General features: G+C 65.0%; 14 protein-coding genes and 1 pseudogene. 8 read left to right on the top strand and 7 right to left on the bottom strand.

The genetic code is table 11. The features are described 5' to 3' along the window. The first annotated feature begins 61 nt into the window (after positions 1 to 61). The 4 genes from AC0WRY_RS25415 (at position 62) to AC0WRY_RS25430 (ending at position 4,781) form a co-directional block, all read left to right on the top strand. Positions 62 to 1,648: an ABC transporter ATP-binding protein gene (locus tag AC0WRY_RS25415; RefSeq protein ID WP_371746149.1), complete on the top strand. Its 1,587-nt coding sequence runs from the start codon at positions 62 to 64 to the stop codon at positions 1,646 to 1,648. Beyond that, positions 1,635 to 2,723, top strand: coding sequence for an ABC transporter permease (locus tag AC0WRY_RS25420; RefSeq protein WP_194403537.1), 1,089 nt, complete (start codon positions 1,635 to 1,637; stop codon positions 2,721 to 2,723). Before AC0WRY_RS25415 ends, AC0WRY_RS25420 begins: the two co-directional genes overlap by 14 nt. Further along, complete coding sequence (locus AC0WRY_RS25425) at positions 2,710 to 3,627, top strand: ABC transporter permease (RefSeq protein WP_194403538.1); 918 nt, start codon at positions 2,710 to 2,712, stop codon at positions 3,625 to 3,627. Before AC0WRY_RS25420 ends, AC0WRY_RS25425 begins: the two co-directional genes overlap by 14 nt. Positions 3,628 to 3,704: 77 nt before the next feature. Further along, on the top strand, positions 3,705 to 4,781 hold the full coding sequence (locus tag AC0WRY_RS25430) for a BMP family ABC transporter substrate-binding protein (RefSeq protein ID WP_194408403.1): 1,077 nt from the start codon (positions 3,705 to 3,707) through the stop codon (positions 4,779 to 4,781). 106 nt (positions 4,782 to 4,887) lie between these two features. Here AC0WRY_RS25430 and AC0WRY_RS25435 read toward each other — a convergent pair whose 3' ends face one another. Beyond that, positions 4,888 to 6,237 carry an 8-oxoguanine deaminase gene (locus tag AC0WRY_RS25435; RefSeq protein WP_491121552.1) on the bottom strand — a complete coding sequence of 450 codons (1,350 nt, stop codon included), beginning with the start codon at positions 6,235 to 6,237 and terminating at the stop codon, positions 4,888 to 4,890. Between the two features lie 178 nt (positions 6,238 to 6,415). On the opposite strand from AC0WRY_RS25435, the gene AC0WRY_RS25440 reads away from it, so the two are divergent. The 3 genes and pseudogenes from AC0WRY_RS25440 (at position 6,416) to AC0WRY_RS25450 (ending at position 11,381) form a co-directional block, all read left to right on the top strand. Then, positions 6,416 to 7,240 (top strand): FAD binding domain-containing protein, encoded by an 825-nt coding sequence (locus AC0WRY_RS25440; RefSeq protein ID WP_194408404.1) that lies wholly within the window; start codon positions 6,416 to 6,418, stop codon positions 7,238 to 7,240. Next, the gene (locus tag AC0WRY_RS25445) at positions 7,237 to 9,960 is read left to right on the top strand and encodes a molybdopterin-dependent oxidoreductase (protein ID WP_194403540.1); all 2,724 of its coding nucleotides are present in this window, start codon (positions 7,237 to 7,239) and stop codon (positions 9,958 to 9,960) included. The genes AC0WRY_RS25440 and AC0WRY_RS25445 overlap by 4 nt, the downstream gene beginning before the upstream one ends. 22 nt (positions 9,961 to 9,982) lie before the next feature. Next, positions 9,983 to 11,381, top strand: a pseudogene (locus AC0WRY_RS25450) (nucleobase:cation symporter-2 family protein). On the opposite strand, the gene uraD reads toward AC0WRY_RS25450, so the two are convergent. From uraD to AC0WRY_RS25475, 5 genes are all read right to left on the bottom strand, one after another. Beyond that, the gene (uraD, locus tag AC0WRY_RS25455) at positions 11,378 to 12,265 is read right to left on the bottom strand and encodes a 2-oxo-4-hydroxy-4-carboxy-5-ureidoimidazoline decarboxylase (RefSeq protein ID WP_491121554.1); all 888 of its coding nucleotides are present in this window, start codon (positions 12,263 to 12,265) and stop codon (positions 11,378 to 11,380) included. The pseudogene AC0WRY_RS25450 and the gene uraD sit on opposite strands and share 4 nt — an antisense overlap. A gap of 2 nt (positions 12,266 to 12,267) precedes the next feature. Then, complete coding sequence (puuE, locus tag AC0WRY_RS25460) at positions 12,268 to 13,203, bottom strand: allantoinase PuuE (protein WP_194403542.1); 936 nt, start codon at positions 13,201 to 13,203, stop codon at positions 12,268 to 12,270. A 1-nt stretch (position 13,204) separates the two neighbouring features. After that, positions 13,205 to 13,618, bottom strand: coding sequence for a DUF3830 family protein (locus AC0WRY_RS25465; protein ID WP_194403543.1), 414 nt, complete (start codon positions 13,616 to 13,618; stop codon positions 13,205 to 13,207). Between the two features lie 88 nt (positions 13,619 to 13,706). Continuing rightward, the gene (locus AC0WRY_RS25470) at positions 13,707 to 13,982 is read right to left on the bottom strand and encodes a hypothetical protein (RefSeq protein WP_194403544.1); all 276 of its coding nucleotides are present in this window, start codon (positions 13,980 to 13,982) and stop codon (positions 13,707 to 13,709) included. Between the two features lie 1,262 nt (positions 13,983 to 15,244). Continuing rightward, positions 15,245 to 15,652 (bottom strand): hypothetical protein, encoded by a 408-nt coding sequence (locus AC0WRY_RS25475; RefSeq protein WP_194403545.1) that lies wholly within the window; start codon positions 15,650 to 15,652, stop codon positions 15,245 to 15,247. Positions 15,653 to 15,943: 291 nt separating this feature from the next. Between AC0WRY_RS25475 and AC0WRY_RS25480 the strand changes: the two genes are divergently transcribed. Further along, positions 15,944 to 16,201 carry a DUF2798 domain-containing protein gene (locus tag AC0WRY_RS25480; protein WP_194403546.1) on the top strand — a complete coding sequence of 86 codons (258 nt, stop codon included), beginning with the start codon at positions 15,944 to 15,946 and terminating at the stop codon, positions 16,199 to 16,201. Positions 16,202 to 16,255: 54 nt separating this feature from the next. On the opposite strand, the gene AC0WRY_RS25485 is transcribed toward AC0WRY_RS25480, so the two are convergent. Further along, positions 16,256 to 18,043: a chloride channel protein gene (locus AC0WRY_RS25485; RefSeq protein WP_194403547.1), complete on the bottom strand. Its 1,788-nt coding sequence runs from the start codon at positions 18,041 to 18,043 to the stop codon at positions 16,256 to 16,258. Positions 18,044 to 18,048: the final 5 nt, after the last annotated feature.

Below are 18,048 nucleotides of genomic sequence, written 5' to 3' on the forward strand. Positions count from 1 at the left end.
ATGACGCATTTTCACACCTTACGCCGGCGTTCAAACTGGCCCAGTATCGAGACACTTCACCATGCAAGCGCATCAGCGAATGTTGGATTCGACACCTGACGGCCTGAATTCCGGCGAGTCCCCGCTGCTGCGGACGATCGGGCTCACCAAACGGTATGGCGATTTCCTTGCCAACGATTCCATCGACATCGATATCTGGCCCGGCGAAATCCACGCGCTCCTCGGTGAAAATGGAGCAGGCAAGTCGACGCTGGTCAAAGCGATCTACGGGCTGATCCAGCCGAGTGCCGGCCAGATTCTCTGGCAGGGCCAACGTATCGTGCTGTCCGGCCCCTCGGAAGCACGCGACCGAGGCATCGGCATGGTATTTCAGCACTTCTCGCTGTTCGACAATCTTACGGTCGCCGAGAACGTTGCGCTCGGCCTCGACGGACAAGAATCCTTCGGGGGCATGTCGGCGCGGCTGGAGCAGGTGTCGAAAACCTATGGTCTGCCGCTCGATCCCAAGCGCGAGGTCTGGCAATTGTCGGTCGGCGAGCGCCAGCGAATCGAGATCGTCCGCGCGCTGATGCAGGATCCGAAATTCCTGATCCTGGACGAGCCCACCGCAGTCCTGACGCCGCAGGAATCCGATCAGCTTTTCATCGTGCTGGAACGCCTCAGATCCGAAGGCCGCGCCATCCTCTACATCAGCCACAAGCTCGAGGAGGTGAAGCGGCTCTGCGATACCGCAACGATCCTGCGCGGCGGCAGGAAGGTCGAGACCTGCGATCCCCGGCGCGAGACCGCAGCTTCGCTCGCCCGCATGATGGTCGGCGGCGAGATCAAGGAAGTGAAGGCTCGCGCCGACCGACAGACGACGGTGCCGCGCCTGGTGGTCAACGATCTCTCGCTGGCGCCAACCGAGGCGCATGGCGTGCGTCTCGAGCACATCTCGTTCGAACTGAAGGGCGGCGAGATCCTTGGCATCGCCGGCGTCGCCGGCAACGGCCAGGACGAATTGTTCGCCGCGCTGTCTGGTGAGCGGCGGTCGAAGGATCCGGGCACCGTGGTGATCGAAGGCATTGCCGCCGGCCATCTCTCCATCACGGAGCGGCGCAAGCTGGGTGCGGCATTCGTCCCGGAAGAGCGGCTCGGCCATGGCACGGCGCCCCGCATGAAGCTCTCGGAGAACGCGCTGCTGACCGGTTACGCCGCAAGCGGCATGGTCCGTCGCGGCTTCATCAACGCGGCCGCCGCGCTGAGGATCGTCGACCGTACGACCGAAACCTTCGACGTACGCAAGGCCAAGCGCGACCCCGAAGCAGCGTCCCTCTCCGGCGGCAATTTGCAAAAGTTCATCGTGGGACGCGAGATCCTGCGCAACCCCGCGGTGCTGGTCGTGAGCCAGCCGACCTGGGGCGTCGATGCCGGCGCCGCTGCCGTAATTCGCCAGGCGCTGCTCGATCTCGCAGGCGCGGGCGCCGCCGTGCTCGTGACCAGCCAGGATCTGGACGAACTCGGCGAGATCGCCGACCGTATCGCCGTGATGTTCCACGGCAGGTTATCGGCGCCGCTCGCCGCCAGCGAGGCGACGCGCGAAAAGCTCGGCCTTCTCATGGGCGGCAGCAGCCTGGAGCCGAAGGAGGCCGCGCATGTTGGTGCTTGAGAAGCGCGCCGAGCGCTCCGGCACGATCGCGCTGGTCTCGCCGCTGATCGCGGTCGGCCTCACGATCGTGACCATGATCATCCTGTTCGCGATCCTCGGCAAGAATCCGCTGCTCGCCTTGCACGCCTATTTCATCGCACCCCTCACCGACGGCTACTCGCTCCAGGAGATCGCGGTGAAGGCGACGCCACTGGTGATGATCGCGATCGGGCTGTCCCTCTGCTATCTCGCCAATGCCTGGAACATCGGCGCCGAAGGCCAATTCCTGATCGGCGCGGTCGCCGGAAGCTGGATCGCGGTGAGGACGCAAGGCACCGACGCCGGCGCCTGGGTGTTGCCGGCGATGCTCGTGCTTGCAGCTGCCGCGGGCGCGCTCTATGCGCTGATCCCGGCCATCTGCAAGGTAGCGTTCGGTGCCAGCGAGATCCTGACCAGCCTGATGCTGGTCTATGTCGCCGACCTCTTTCTCGACTATCTCGTGCGCGGACCCTGGCGCGATCCGCACGGCTTCAATTTCCCGACCACGGCCGAGTTCGACCCGGTGGCGACCGTCCCGCTGCTGATCGAGGGTGGCCGGCTGCATCTCGGCTCCATCATCGCGCTTCTAGTCGTGACGGCAGCCGCAATCCTGCTCGGACGAACCATCAAGGGCTTTGAGATCCGTGTCGTCGGCGCAGCCCCCCGCGCGGCGCGGTTCGGCGGCTTCAAGGCCGATCGGCTGATCATCCTGACTTTCGCGGTATCAGGCGCGCTCGCGGGCCTCGCCGGCATCATCGAGGTTGCAGGTCCCGTCGGCCATCTCCAGCCCGGCATCTCCCCGGGCTACGGCTTTACGGCGATCATCGTTGCCTTCCTCGGCCGTCTGAATCCGCTTGGTATATTGATTGCAGGCCTTTTCCTTGCGTTGACTTTTATCGGCGGCGAGCAGGCGCAGATCACGATGAAGATCCCATTGGACGTCACCAAGGTATTTCAAGGCATTCTGCTGTTCTACGTGCTCGCCTGCGATTCCTTGATCCTCTATCGCTTCAAACTGGTCTTGCCGAACCGTCAGGTGGCCCGTGGAACTCGTTGAAGCCATCGTCCTGGCCGTGCTCGCCGCGTCGACGCCACTCCTGGTCGCCGCGACCGGAGAGCTCGTGACCGAGCGCGCCGGCGTGCTCAATCTCGGCGTCGAGGGCATGATGATCGTCGGCGCGGCCTGCGGCTTTGCGGGCGCCTGGCTCACGGGATCCATCTTCATTGGCGCGCTGCTCGGCATCGTCGCGGGCACGATGATGTCGCTGATCTTCGCATTGATGGCGCTCGGGCTCGCCGTCAACCAGGTTGCGACGGGTCTCGCGCTGACTATCCTCGGTGTCGGGCTGTCCGGACTGATCGGCGCCGGCTTTGTCGGCGAGCGCATCACGCCGGCAGCTCATCTCTCCATTCCGGGCCTCACCGATATCCCGCTGGTCGGCCGCGTGCTGTTCGGCGAGGACGCCTTCGTCTATGTCTCCATTGCACTCGTCGTCGGCGTCTGGTGGTTCCTGTACCGCACGCGCGCTGGACTGATCCTGCGCGCCTGCGGCGACAATCACGTCTCCGCGCATGCGCTCGGTTATCCCGTGCTGCGCATCCGCACCTTCGCCGTGATGTTCGGCGGCGCCTGCGCCGGCCTTGCCGGCGCCTATCTGCCGCTCGCCTATACACCGTTCTTCATCCCGGGCATGACCGCGGGCCGCGGCTGGATCGCGCTGGCGCTGGTGGTGTTCTCGTCCTGGCGGCCGGGCCGGCTCGTGGTCGGCGCCTATCTGTTCGGCGCCGTGACGATCCTCCAGTTGCATGCGCAGGGCTGGGGCGTCGGCATTCCCTCGCAATTCATGTCGGCGCTGCCTTATCTCGCGACCATCATCGTTCTGATTCTGCTCTCCCGCGCGCGCAGCGGCGGCTCGACGGCACCGGCCGCGCTCGGGACAGTGTTCGTTCCTGACCGCTGAATTTCATTTTCGCGACGGGCGCGATTGGGCGCGCTCGCTTGCGGATCGTGGTTACCCCTGATGTTTGGAGATCGATGATGAGGAAATCATGTCTTGCGCTGGCCGCTACGCTCCTGCTCGCCGGGAGCATCGGTGCAGCCTCCGCCGCCGACAAGCTGAAGGTCGGCTTCATCTATCTGGGCCCGATCGGAGATTTGGGGTGGACCTATCAGCACGATCTCGCGCGCCAGGCTCTGGTCAAGGAATTGGGCGACAAGATCGAGACCACCTATCTCGAGAATGTGCCCGAAGGTCCCGACGCCGAGCGCTCCATCGAGCAACTGGTCCGCGCCGGCAACAAGCTGATCTTCACGACGTCGTTCGGCTACATGGATCCGACGCTGAAGGTTGCCAAGAAATATCCGAACGTGCATTTCGAGCACGCCACCGGTTACAAGCGCAACCCGAACATGTCGACCTATTCGGCCAGATGGTATCAGGGCCGCTACATCCAGGGCCTGATCGCGGCCAAGATGTCGAAGTCGGGCGTGCTCGGCTATATCGGCTCGTTCCCGATTCCGGAGGTCGTCTCCGGCATCAACGCGACGATCCTGGCGGCGCAGACCATCAACCCGAACATCAAGGTCAAGATCATCTGGGCCAACACCTGGTTCGATCCCGGCAAGGAGGCCGACGCCGCAAAGGCATTGATCGACCAGGGCGCCGACATCATCATGCAGCACACGGATTCGCCCGCCGCCATGCAGATTGCCAGCGAACGCGGCAAGCTCGCCTTCGGTCAGGACTCCGAGATGATCAAGTTCGGGCCGAAGACCCAGCTCACCTCGATCCTCGACACCTGGGGCCCCTACTACATCGAGCGCGTCAAGGCCGAGCTTGCCGGCACCTGGAAGTCCGAGGACAGCTGGGGCGGCCTCGACAGCCACATGTTCGCGATGGCGCCCTACACCAACATGCCTGACGACGTGAAAAAAATGGCGGAGGATGCCCAGGCCGCGATCACCGCGGGCAAATTGCATCCATTCAAGTGCCCGATCATTGGGCAGGACGGCAGGCCGCTGGAGTGCAAGGGCGGCGATCACCTCGACGACGGCCAGATCCTCGGCATGAATTTCTACGTCAAGGGCATCGACGACAAGCTGCCGGGCAAGTAGCACGCTTCTTGCTTTGACTAAAACACCTGCTCCTCCCGGAGGAGGTTCGGAGGGGGTGGCCAGAAGCACCCGGCACTTGTGGTCGCCCCCTCTTTCAATTCTGTCCCTATCCTGCCTGCATGGCCCGCGCCGCGGAACTGTGGCGACGGATGAGATCGGGGACATCGAGGCCCGGAATCGCGCCATCGATCACGGCCCATTGTCCGGCGACCATCACCCGATCAGCCCGATGGGCTCCGCACAGCACCAGCGCGGCCAGGGGATCGCCATGGCCGGAGAAGCGCAATTCGTCGAGCTTGAACAGCGCGAGATCGGCCGCCTTGCCGACGGCGATCTCACCGAGCTCGGGCCGGCCGACGCAGGCCGCCGAGCCCGTGGTGGCCCAGCGTAGCGCATCCTTGTGGCTGACTTTCGTTACGCCATAGCGGGCCCGTTGCAGCAGGAACACGGCCCGCACCTCCTGCATCAGGTTCGATCCGTCGTTCGAGGCCGAGCCGTCCACGCCGATCCCGATCCCGACGCCGGCCTCCTCCATCTCGCAGACCGGACAGCAGCCGGACGCCAGCAACTGGTTGCTGCACGCGCAATGGCTGATGGTCGTCTTCGCCTTGCCGAGGCGATTCATCTCGTCCGCGTTGAAGTGGATGCCATGGGCGAGCCAGGTTCGAGCGTTGAGCCAGCCGCATTGTTCGAGATAGTCGAGCGGACGGCAGCCATACATCTGCTCGCAGAATTTGTTCTCGTCCTCGGTCTCGGCGAGATGGGTATGCAGGCGTACGTCGAGCTTACCCGCGAGATCGGCGGTGGCGCGCATCAAGGACGTCGTCACCGAGAACGGCGAGCACGGCGCCAGCGCGATCTGCACCATCGCATCCGGACCGCGCTGGTGGTGTTTTGCGACCACGCGCGCGCTGTCGGCGAGGATCGTGTCCTCGTCCTGCACCACGTTGTCGGGCGGCAGGCCGCCGTCGCGCTGCGACAGGTTCATCGAGCCGCGCGTCAGCAGGACGCGCACGCCGAGCCGCTTTGCCACAGCCACCTCGATGTCGACGGCATCCTCGAGTCCTGCCGGGAAAACGTAGTGGTGATCGGTCGTGGTGGTGCAGCCGGACAGCAGCAATTCCGACATCGCCACGGTGACGCCGAGCTCGAGCGACGCCGGCGTCAACCGCGCCCACACCGGATAGAGCGCCTGGAGCCAGGGGAAGAGCTCGCGGTCCATCGCCGCCGGCAGCGCCCGCGTCAGGGTCTGGTAGAAATGATGATGGGTGTTGATCAGGCCCGGCAGCACGACGTGTTCGCTCGCATCGAACACCCCGACATCGGCGGTCGCGGGTGTGCCGCCGGCCGGCACGAGCTCGACGATCCGGCCGCCCGTCACCACAATCCCACGCTCGGCACCGTCGGCGAGGATGGCCAGGGGATCCCTGATCCAGATCGGCCTTGCATCGCTCATGATCCCGCTTCTCCTCACATTCGCTGACGACGGGACCGCGAGGCGGAGGCGGGTCCAATCACGGTCTTGCTGCGACTTGGCATTACGACTTCTTCCTGCGACTTCTTCTTGCGACTTGGCTCCGGTCTTGCAAGACTTTCCGTTGGACGATTCACCCGACGCAAGCGTGGGCGCAGCCATGGATTTGAATACCATCACAGCGGTCGCCCATCCGCAAACGCGCGCACAGCTGCCGGTTTGGACGGCAGGAGATGCTTGGCTCGCGGGCGGCACCTGGCTGTTCTCTGAACCGCAAACCCACCTGACACGGCTGATCGATCTCACCGATCTGAAATGGCCGGCGCTGACGGTGACCGACAGCAATCTCAGCATCGCCGCGACCTGCACCGTCGCGCAGCTCGATGGTTTCGCCTGCCCGCCCGACTGGCTCGCAGCGCCGCTGATCGGCCAGTGCTGCCGGGCTTTTCTTGCCTCGTTCAAGATCTGGAAGACGGCGACCGTCGGCGGCAATCTCTGCATGTCGTTGCCGGCAGGGCCAATGATCTCGCTCACCGCGGCACTCGACGGCGTCTGCACCATCTGGAAGGCCGGTGGCGGTGAGCAGAAGATTCCGGTCGTCGGCTTTGTCACCGGCAACCAACGCAACCGCCTGACGCCTGGGGACCTGCTTCGCCAGATCGATATTCCGCTTGCCGCGTTGAAACGCCGCACGGCGTTTCGCCAGATCTCACTGGCGCCGGTCGGCCGCTCGGCCGCCCTCCTCATCGGCAGTCTCGATGCCGATGGCACACTGCTGCTGACAATCACCGCCTCGACGGTGCGGCCGATCCAGCTGTCCTTTCGCGACGCCCCGGACGCGACTGAGCTGCATGATGCGATTTCACATCAGATCACCGATGATCTGTACCACACCGACATCCACGGACAGCCGCTCTGGCGCAAGCACATGACAGTGCGGCTTGCCGAGGAGATCCGCTGCGAGCTCTTGGGAGCGACACCGTGAGCTTCGAGATCAACGGCAAGACATTTGCGCAGGCGCCGCGCGCCGGCCAATGCCTGCGCACGTTCCTGCGCGAGCTCGGCCATTTCGGCGTGAAAAAGGGCTGCGATGCCGGTGACTGCGGCGCCTGCACCGTGCTGCTCGACGGCGAGCCGGTGCACAGCTGCCTGATCCCGGCATTCCGCGCCGAGGGACGCCCCGTGACCACGATCGAAGGTCTTGGCGGCGACCACGGCCTGCATCCGATGCAGCAGGCCTTCCTCGATGCGCAGGGCTTTCAATGCGGCTTCTGCACCGCCGGTATGATCCTGACCTGCGCCTCGCTGAACCAGGCCCAGCGCACCGATCTCGGCGCGGCACTGAAGGGCAATATCTGCCGCTGCACCGGCTACCGCGCGATCGAGGATGCATTGCTTGGCAGGACCAATGTCGAGGCGAGCGTCGGGCCCGGCGCCGCCTTCAGCCGCAGCCTGCCGGCCCCGGCAGGCCCCGACATCGTCCGTGGTGCTGCGCGCTACACGTTCGACACAGCGATCGGCGGCCTGCTCCACGTCAAGCTGGTGCGGTCGCCTCATGCTCACGCCAGGATCGTCGCGATCGACAAATCGGAGGCACTGAAGGTTCCGGGCGTGCACGCGGTGCTCACGCACGACGACGCGCCACCGGTGCTGATCTCGACCGCGCGGCACGAGATGGATTGGATGGACCCCGAGGACACCCGCATCCTCGACGACGTCGTCCGCTTCATCGGACAGCGCGTTGCCGCAATCGTTGCCGAGACCGAAGCCGCCACCGAGGAGGCGTGCCGGCGACTGGAGGTCGACTACGAGATTCTGCCCGCGCTGATCGACCCCGAGCAGGCGATGGCGGCGGGCGCGCCGATCATTCACCCTGACCGCACCACCGCGAACCGCATCGCCGATCCCCAGCGTAACCTTGCGGCAGAGATTCATGGCGAGTTCGGCGATGTTGCCTCTGCGCTCGCCACATCGGCCGTTACCTATGAGGCAACGTTCCACAGTCATCGCGTGCAGCATGCAGCGCTGGAAACCCATGGCGGGCTCGCGTGGCTGGACGACGCAGGCGTGCTCAATGTCCGCACCTCGACGCAGGTGCCATTCCTGACCCGCCGCGCGCTGTCGGACATCTTCCAGCTTCCCATGGACAAGGTCCGCGTGTTCTGCGAGCGCGTCGGCGGTGGCTTTGGCGGCAAGCAGGAGATGTTCGTCGAGGATATTCTGGCGCTCGCCGCGCTGAAAACCGGACGGCCCGTGAAGCTGGAGTTCACCCGCGAGGAGCAGTTCATCGCGACCTCGACGCGGCACCCGATGCGGGTGCACATCAAGGCCGGCGCCGATGCCGACGGCAAGCTCACCGCGCTGCAGCTCGATTTGCTCTCCAACACCGGCGCTTACGGCAATCACGCCGGGCCCGTGATGTTCCACGCCCTGGCGGAGTCCATCGCCGTCTACAATTGTCCGAACAAGCGGGTCGATGGTTTTGCGGTCTACACCAATACGGTGCCGGCGGGAGCGTTTCGCGGCTATGGCCTGCCGCAATCGCAGATCGCGATCGAGGCTGCGATCGACGAGCTGGCAAAGCAGCTCGGCATCAGCCCCTACGAGATGCGCCGACGCAACATCGTCAGGCCCGGCGATCCCATGGTGTCGCCGCCGCCGTCCGAGTTTCACGACGTCGTCTACGGCTCCTACGGGCTCGATCAGTGCCTCGATCTCGTCGAGCGCGCCATGCAGGCCGATGGCGCGCAGCCCGACCTATCGCCGGAATGGCTGATCGGCAACGGTATCGCGCTGACCATGATCGACTCCGCGCCGCCGGCCGGCCATCTCGCCGACGCCATGATCACGCTCAACGAGTACGGCGGCTTCGACCTCACCGTCGGCACCGCCGAGTTTGGCAATGGCACCAGCACGGTGCATCGGCAGATCGCGGCGACCACGCTTGCGACCACCGTCGACAAAATCGGCCTACGCCAGTCCGACACCGCCCATGGCGGCCACGACACCGGCGCCTATGGCAGCGCGGGCACTTTCGTCGCCGGCAAGGCGACGCATGCGGCCTCCATGCAGCTCGCAACCGAGCTGAAGGCGGCCGCCGCCGGCGCCTGGCTGTGCGACGTCGGGACCTGTGTGCTCGAGAACAATGCCGTCGTCAGCGGCGTGAAGCGCATGTCCTTTGCGGAGCTGGCGGAGCTCGGCCGCGAGCGCGGACGCATGTTCGCGGGCAACGGCAATTCCGGCGGCACGCCGCGCTCGGTCGGCTTCAACGTGCAGGGTTTTCGCGTCGCCGTGAACCGGGGCACCGGCGAGCTCAGGATTCTCAGGAGCGTGCACGCCGCCGACGCGGGGGTCGTCGCCAATCCCATGCAGTGCCGCGGCCAGGTCGAAGGCGGCGTCGCCCAAGCGCTCGGCGCCGCACTCTACGAGGAGATGGTGATCGACGCGAACGGCCGCGTCATCAACGCGAAATTCCGCGACTACCATTTGCCCTCTTTCGCCGACGTGCCGCGCACCGAGGTGTTCTTCGCCGAGACATCCGACACCGTCGGTCCCTTGGGGGCGAAGTCGATGAGCGAGAGTCCGTACAATCCGGTCGCCGCCGCGCTCGGCAACGCCATTGCCGATGCCACCGGCATCCGCTTCACCGCGCCGCCGTTCAAGCCGGACCGGCTGTTTCCGGCGCTGCTCGACAAGTTTGGTTAGGAATGTTTCGGGGGATTCATCCATGACCAGCGAAGTCCATCCCGTCGACGAGGTCCTGCCGGTCCCACGCCTCTTGGCGCTCGGGCTCCAGCACGTGCTGGTGATGTATGCCGGTGCGATCGCGGTGCCGCTGATCGTCGGACGCGCCTTGAAGCTGCCGCCGGAGGATGTCGCCTTCCTGATCAGCGCCGATTTGTTCGCCTGCGGGCTCGCGACGCTGGTGCAATGCATCGGCTTCCCCGGCGTCGGCATTCGCCTGCCCGTGATGATGGGCGTGACATTCGCTTCGGTCGGTCCGATGCTGTCGATGGCGGCAGCGCCCGACATCGGCCTGCTCGGCATCTACGGCTCCGTCATCGCCGCAGGCCTGTTCGGCATCATCGTCGCACCGTTCGTCAGCCGGCTGCTGCCGCTTTTTCCTCCTGTCGTCACCGGCAGCATCATCCTGATCATCGGCATTTCCCTGATGCGCGTCGGCATCAACTGGGCCGGTGGCGGTCTGCCGACGCTCACCAGGACGGTCGACGGCGTGGCCGGCAGCTTTCCCAATCCGGCCTATGGACAGTTGCAGGGCCTCGGCATCTCGCTGTTCGTGCTGCTGTTCATTCTCGGCCTGATCAAATGGGGGGGCCGGCTTCCTCGCCAATGTCTCGGTGCTGCTCGGCATCATCGCCGGCACCGTGCTCGCGAGCATTCTGGGCGTGATGCATTTCGACAAGGTCACCGCCGCCCCATGGGGCGCGCTCATCGTCCCGTTCCGCTTCGGCATGCCGCAATTCCATCTGGTGCCCGTTATCACCATGTGCGTCGTCATGATCGTGGTGATGATCGAATCGCTCGGCATGTTCCTCGCGCTCGGCGACATCACCGGCAAGGCCGTCGGCCGCGAGGCGCTGAGCCGCGGCCTGCGTGCCGACGGTGTCGGCACGCTGCTCGGCGGCATCTTCAACACGTTCCCCTACACCTCGTTCTCGCAGAATGTCGGCCTCGTCTCGGTCACCGCCGTGCGCTCGCGCTGGGTGACCATCACCGGCGGCTGCATCATGCTGGTGCTCGGGCTGCTGCCGAAGCTCGCCGCACTGGTCGAGGCGGTGCCGCTGGTCGTGCTCGGCGGCGCAGGCCTCGTGATGTTCGGCATGGTGGCGGCCACAGGCGCGCGCATCCTCACCTCGGTCGATTTCCGCAACAACCGCTACAATCTCTTCATCGTTGCGATCTCGATCGGCTTCGGCCTGATCCCGCTCGCCGCCCCCGGCTTGTTCCGGAATTTGCCGCACGATCTCCAGCCGCTGCTGGAGTCCGGCATCCTGCTCTGCGCGATCGTCTCGGTGTTGCTGAATGCCTTCTTCAACGGCCTGAGCGGCGGCGCGGCCGCGGAGACGGACGCCGCGGCGATCGCCTCATCCGCGCAGCATGTTTAGCTGCCGCGATAGGTCGAATAGCTCCACGGCGTCACCAATAGCGGCACGTGATAGTGGCCTTCCGGCTCGCTGATCGCGAAGCGCAGCGGGATTTCGTCGAGGAAAGGCGGATCGGTGACCTGCACGTTGCGCTCGGCGTAATATCCGGCAATGCTGAATCTGAGCTCGTAGCGGCCGATCGGCAACGGGCGGCCGCCGATCAGCGGCCGATCGGTGCGGCCATCCGCATTGGTGACCGCGCGCGCGATGACGCGGCTCTCCCCCAGCGTTGCGAGTTCCACGAGCTCGACCGGAATGCCGGCCGCAGGCCTGCCGATGTGATTGTCCAGCACATGCGTCGACAACCGGCCATGCACCTTCAACCTGTCGTCGGCAATGACGAGCTGATCGAGCCGCAGTGCCGAGATGCGGCCGATCTCCTCGATCGCACGGCGCGTCTCGGTCTTGACGATGTTGCGCAGCCTGATCTCGAAATCGCGCAGCACAGAGTCCTTGGTGTGCCGGCGCACGCAGACGATATAGGGGAAGCCGAACTTGTCGCGGTAGGCGTTGTTGACGCGCTCGAACGCGGCATATTCGGCATCCGACAGCCGGTCGAGGCCGGCGCTGTTCTGCTCGTCGGTCGATTCCGCCGTGAGCCCTGCCGCGCGCTGGGTCTTGCTGGCGAGATCGGGATGCGCGCGGATCAGGGCCAGTTGCACCTCGGGCTCGGCGCTTTGGATCGCCCCCATCAGCGCCGTGTGCAACTGATTGGTGCCGGCGAATGGCCGCCTGTCGGCGAGCTGCTCAGCGATCCACGGCGAATATTCCACGACGTTGGCAAGCGCGGCGACAAAGTCGGCCTTGGTGGCGGCATTGAGATCGGACAGAGAGATTTGCGACATGATCAGCCGATCTCAAATGCGTCGGCGGCAAGATGCGCGTGCCTGGCGTGCCAGTGCTGCGCGATCTGTAATCGCGTCGGTACCCAGACACGCTCGTGCTTGCCGATATAGTCGAGGAAGCGGATCAAGCCCGCAGCGCGGCCGGGCCGGCCGGCGATGCGGCAGTGCAGGCCGACCGACATCATCTTCGGCGCGGTCTGCCCCTCGGCATAGAGCACGTCGAAGGCGTCCTTGAGGTAGGTAAAAAACTGCTCACCTTCGGCAAAGCCCTGCGGGTTGATGAACCGCATGTCGTTGGCGTCAAGCGTATAGGGAATGACGAGCTGCTTGCCGTTCGCGCCCTTGATCCAGTAGGGTAGATCGTCGGCGTAGGAGTCGCAGAGATAGAGGAAACCGCCCTCCTCCATCAACAGGCGGTTGGTGTTGATCGAGGAACGTCCGGTGTACCAGCCGAGCGGTCGCGTGCCGGTGGCTTCGGTATGGACGCGGATCGCCTCCGCGATCTCGGCGCGCTCCTGCGCCTCGGTCATGTCCTTGTGCTCGATCCATTTCAGGCTGTGGCTGGCGATGTCCCAACCCGCCTCGTTCATCGCAGCAACGATCTCGGGGTTGCGCTTCAGAGCAGTGGCGACGCCGAACACCGTGGTCGGCCAGTTGCGCTCGCCGAACATCCGCCACAGCCGCCAGAAGCCGGCGCGCGAGCCGTATTCGAACATCGATTCGATATTGGCGTGGCGCTGGCCGGGCCACGGCTGGGCGCCGAGCACGTCGGACAGGAACGCTTCCGAGGCGCGGTCGCCATGCAGGATGTTGTTCTCGCCGCCCTCCTCGAAATTGACGACGAACTGCACCGCGATGCGGGCATCATCGGGCCATTCCGGGTGCGGCGGGTTGCGGCCGTAGCCGAGGAGATCGCGCGGGTAATTGGTATCGGTCAAGTCAGACTTCCTCGAAGCGGATCGGCAGGGCGCCCTTCCACAGCACGCTCTTGCCCAGTGTTGCGAGATTCTCAAGGCCAGAGGTCAGCGTGATGAAATGGTTGCCGGCGAGCTGTCCCATCTTGCTCGCGAAACGCACGCCACCATAGGCCAGCAGGATCTCGGTCTCGCTGATGCCGCCGGGATAGAGGATGATATGGCCGGGCGCGGGATAGCTGGTGGGATTCTCGTAGCCGACGCCGAAATCGAGATCGCCGAGCGGCATCCACACGGCTTCGCCGCTCCAGCGCACGTGAATGATGTGGCTTTCGAACGGCAACGACTTGCGAAAGGCGGCGACCGTCTTGGGTGCCAGCTGCTCCTCGAAGCGGGCGTCGAAGCTGAATTCGCCGGCGCGGATAACGAGTTTGCTCATCGCGTCTCTCTGGCTCGGGCCGGGTGGCCCCCGGGAAACGCTCAAGCAAGAGCACTCCCGCCCGCTTCGCGCAAGTGGCCCGGTCGCATCACCTGCGGTCGTAGGACCAGCCGAAAATGCCGCTCCGCCTGACCTCCGGCTCGGCCGCTGCCTGCGCCGGCGTCTCCTTCAGTTCCGCCTGCGGCGGCGGTGCGGGCGGTGTCGGCAGGGTCTCGCATTTCATCGAATACACCAGCTTGCCATCCGCGGTCCGCCCGATCGGGGCACAGGGATCGGGATGCGCCGCATTGGTCTTCGGCGTCATCTTGACTTGCGCCGCCACCGGCGAGGCCAGCAGCAGCAGGACCAGCAGATATCTCGACATCGTTGTCGCCTGGAAGCTTAATTGATGCATTGAACCGGATTGCGGCCGGCAAGTCCATCGGCGCTAGTGGGCATGATTGCCGAATATTTGACCGGCGTGTGCCGGCGGGCTTCGCATCGGATGACAGGGGCGGAACGAAAGAGCAGGACGCAGCACGTCATCTCGTGTCCCGGCTCTGCAGCGCATCGCAAGGGCGCTGCGCTGCGTCCGGGGCACGCGAATGGAGTGTGAGGCACTCTCTCCACGTCATTGCGAGAAGCTCGCGACAAGATTGCCGAGCAATTTTGCGCTGATGCGACGAAGCAATCCAGAATCCCTCCGCGGATGGATTTCCGGATGCTTCGCTCCGCTCGCGATGACGGAGGATGACGCGACGGCATCGCTCTCCCCGCCCTACGAAATCCCCGTGCGTGGCACGCAGTTCAGATTGCAGACACACCTTCGCAGCCTCGCGGCTGATTTCGCCCGAGCTTTGCTTCATCTTCGCACCCTCAAATCCAAGAGGGCACAGGGAAGGCCGGGTGCCGACAGACACCCGCGGTCCGCTGCGCGAATTGCACGCGCACGCAGAAAACCGCACAGCAGCATACAGGTGGTGCCGATCACTCGGCCTTCCCTGCGCGGTGGTCGGACGGCTTATGCCGTGCTCTCCCGGGAGCCGAACTTTCCTTTGGCCTCCCTCGCCGTTCGAATTGACGATGCCGTCCACCCGGTTGGGCTCGCGCGCATCTTCGATCCGGCTTGACCGTAGCAACGACGGCCAGGACCACACGGTTTTGCCGTACGCACGGCCCGCCATGTCGCCGCAGTATTTCCAACCCCGTCGACGGAGCTGCGAAACTTACAGGCGAGACGAAGCCTAGCAGCGCCGTTCGTCTGCACGCGGCCGCGAGCTCACAGGGACTACCCGCCCTGCCCGCACCTCTCACGCCGACGCTGCCGCGTCCACCGCAAACCCGGCTCGCGATCAAGACGACCTCGAGATCGCCCCTCTTGGTGAGCCGGGATGGCCGACACATACGCCAAAACCGAATTTCGGTAAAGTGGAATGTTTTTAGCGAGACGGATTGACCGAGGGCGACACAGGCCAACCTCCCCCGCTCGGTCATCCCTCAAGGCCCGCCGAAGAGGCGAGCACATCCAGCGGCAGCGGCTCTGCCGTCACGCGGGGGTGACGGCGATGGAGTCGCTCATTGTCTCTCGGATTGCGCCGGGCGGCACTTCGCGCCGACCCGTTGGCTTCATCCGGACGAAACGACCGTCTAATATGGCTGGTAGCCGTAGCCCGGGTCGTAATAGAGACCGCCACCGCCGCCGTAATAGCCTGGGCCGCCGTAGTAACGGCGCGGGCCGTAATAGCGGTTCTCGTAATACTCCTGGCGCCGGCTCTCGGCGATGGCGCCTCCGATCACCCCCGCAGCAAGGCCCATGAAGGCGAGACCGGCGGCGTTCGGCCCGCGTCGATAATAATGGTGACGCCGGGCTGCGCTGAAATCGGTGACGTCGGAGGAAGCTTGGGCTGCCGCTGCAGCCTTTGCGGACACCGCCGGGGCCGACCCCTGGGACGCCGCGGCCGAGGGCGACGCAGAGGCTGCGAGCAGCGCCACGCCTGCGAGCGCGGCCAGGACCGTGTTGCGGCCGGCTGCGGATCTCTTCGGTCCATCACTCATCTTGATCTTCCTCTGTTCTGGCTCAAAAAATAGATAAGCAAACAGTATGTAACGCACAAACCACTGAAATGGTTTCCTGATCGCGGCAATCCGCCACGCTTTGAACGATTGTAAATCGAACGGTCGCATCCCAGCTTGCGCCCTCCAACCTGAGCGGATAATGAACAGCCGCGCCGTTTTTCGGTCGCCGTAAGCGTTTCACGTGAACCAACGCATCAACCGACGCCGTCGGGATCGATGCCATTTTATGGGTTCAACGTGACTGACGCGTCCTTTTCCAAGAGAAATCAGATGATTGTGGTTCGCAAACTGCCGGCGCGCTATGCGCCGATCGTGATGCCATTCGTGCTGTCCATCCTCATGACGGCCGTGGTGTCGGTCATTTCGACGCTTCGGAGCCTGGGAGCAACGCCGGCCTTCCTCGCGACCTGGCCGGGCGCCTGGGCGCTATCCTGGCTGGTCGCCTTTCCGACGCTGCTCGTGGTGCTACCGATGGTCCGGCGGATCGTGACGCTCCTTGTCGCGTCTCCGCCCCAACCAGGGCGGTAATGGCGTGGACGGCGGCGCATGGAGCCGCCCTCCCGCACCCATGGTTCTGTGATCCTACGACAGCGCGCCCAGCACGCCGCGCGTCGCCTTGTCGATCTCCTCGACATAGCGGCGGCGGGCGAAGTTTTCGGTGAGGAAGCCGACCACCTTGCGGCTGTCGGTGGAATCGACCACCGCCAGCATCTCGGCTTCGGCCTCGTCGAACACCGCCATCGCCGACTTCACGTTCATTTCCGGGATCAGCACGATGTCGATCAGACGGGCGAGCTCGATCACCTGGATCTCGTCGGCGATGGTGTCGAGGTCGTTGGAGAACAGATCGGGCAGCAGGACGAGACCGACATATTCGTCGGCATTGTTGACGATAACCACGCCCGGCCGCGAGCCCAGCACGAATTCGCGGCGGACGGCGGCGATCGTGGTCGTCGAGGGCACCTTGCCGACATCAGAGCGCATCAAGCGCTCCACGGTGAGATTGCGCAGCCAGCCGACGTCATTGGCGCTGCGGATGGTCTCGCCACGCAGATGCAGGCGCCAGGTCGAGAAGGAATGGCCGAACATGAAGCGGACGCAGATCGAGGTGACGATGCAGCCGGCCAGCACCACGGCGGTGACGTCGACGTTGCGGGTCATCTCGAGCACCAGGAACGACATGGTGAGCGGGCCGCCGACAATGGCGACGCCGAGCGTCGCCATGCCCGTCAGCATCGCGACCAGCGGATCGATCGCAAAGTTCGGACTGATCAGGAGCAGCACCGCGGCGAAGAACTTGCCGATCAGGCTGCCGACGAACAGCGATGCGAAAAACAGACCGCCGCGGAAGCCCGAGGCGAGCGAGATCAGGCAGGCCGTCACCTTCAAGGCGATGATCAGCGCGATCATGCCGATCGCCATCTCGTGAAAGAGATCGAGCACCATGGCGCCGTGGCCGGCCGCCAGCACCTGCGGCGTGATGATCGCGAATCCGCCGACGATGAGACCGCCGGTCACCGGTCGCAACCAGACCGGCATCCATTTGAACAGCCGCTCGAACATCGGCGAGGAGCGCATCACGGCGATGCCGACGCCGCTGGTGACCAGCGCGAGCCCGATCAGGGCCAGGTATTGCTCGACGCCGACGGCGCTGACCTTTGGGATCTCCAGCGAGTACGGCGCGCCGCCGAGCCATTGCGCGGTCAGCGCGCCGGCGAGCGAGGCGGCCAGGATCGGCGCGGCGCTGCCGACCGAATAGACGCCGACGATCAGCTCGCAGGCATAGAAGGCCCCGGTGATCGGCGCGCCGAACGCCGCCGCGATCGCCGCGGCAGCCCCGCAACCGACCATCAGGCGCAGATCGTTGCGGCGCAGATTAAAAAACTTGCCGAACAGCGAGGCGATCCCCGAGCCGATCTGGGTATAGCCCGCCTCGAGGCCGACCGAGGCGCCGCAGCCGTTGGAGATCAGCGTCTGGCTCGACACCACCACGCTGTCGCGCATCGACAGATTGCCGCCGCGCAGCGCATTCGCCTCGATCGGGTCGACCGCGCTCGAGATCTTCATGCGCCGCCGCGACCATTCCATGATGCCGAGCGCCAGCCCGCCAAGCGCAGGCGCGATCAGCGCCGCCCACGGACTCACATAGGCATTGGAGGAGAGGCGCACGTCGATGGGGATGCCGTAGATCACCACATGCGCGATCTGCGCGATCTCGGCCATCAGCGTCACGATCGCCCCGGCCAGCGTGCCGATCACCAGCGCCAGCGGGATCAGGTAGAACTCGTTGCTACGCAAGAGGGCGCGCAGCCGAACCATGGTCCGGTTCGTTCCCTTGCGATCGACGAGATGCCTGAGCCGCACGAACACTTTCT

It is taken from the genome of Bradyrhizobium sp. T-12 (assembly GCF_058314695.1).

Coding starts and splice junctions, on each gene's coding strand:
- AC0WRY_RS25465 (WP_194403543.1), bottom strand. CDS start 13,618: ATGAGCAAACTCGTTATCCGCGCCGGCGAATTCAGCTTCGACGCCCGC.
- AC0WRY_RS25480 (WP_194403546.1), top strand. CDS start 15,944: ATGATTGTGGTTCGCAAACTGCCGGCGCGCTATGCGCCGATCGTGATG.
- AC0WRY_RS25435 (WP_491121552.1), bottom strand. CDS start 6,237: ATGAGCGATGCAAGGCCGATCTGGATCAGGGATCCCCTGGCCATCCTC.
- AC0WRY_RS25415 (WP_371746149.1), top strand. CDS start 62: ATGCAAGCGCATCAGCGAATGTTGGATTCGACACCTGACGGCCTGAAT.
- AC0WRY_RS25440 (WP_194408404.1), top strand. CDS start 6,416: ATGGATTTGAATACCATCACAGCGGTCGCCCATCCGCAAACGCGCGCA.
- AC0WRY_RS25430 (WP_194408403.1), top strand. CDS start 3,705: ATGAGGAAATCATGTCTTGCGCTGGCCGCTACGCTCCTGCTCGCCGGG.
- uraD (WP_491121554.1), bottom strand. CDS start 12,265: ATGTCGCAAATCTCTCTGTCCGATCTCAATGCCGCCACCAAGGCCGAC.
- AC0WRY_RS25470 (WP_194403544.1), bottom strand. CDS start 13,982: ATGTCGAGATATCTGCTGGTCCTGCTGCTGCTGGCCTCGCCGGTGGCG.
- AC0WRY_RS25475 (WP_194403545.1), bottom strand. CDS start 15,652: ATGAGTGATGGACCGAAGAGATCCGCAGCCGGCCGCAACACGGTCCTG.
- AC0WRY_RS25420 (WP_194403537.1), top strand. CDS start 1,635: ATGTTGGTGCTTGAGAAGCGCGCCGAGCGCTCCGGCACGATCGCGCTG.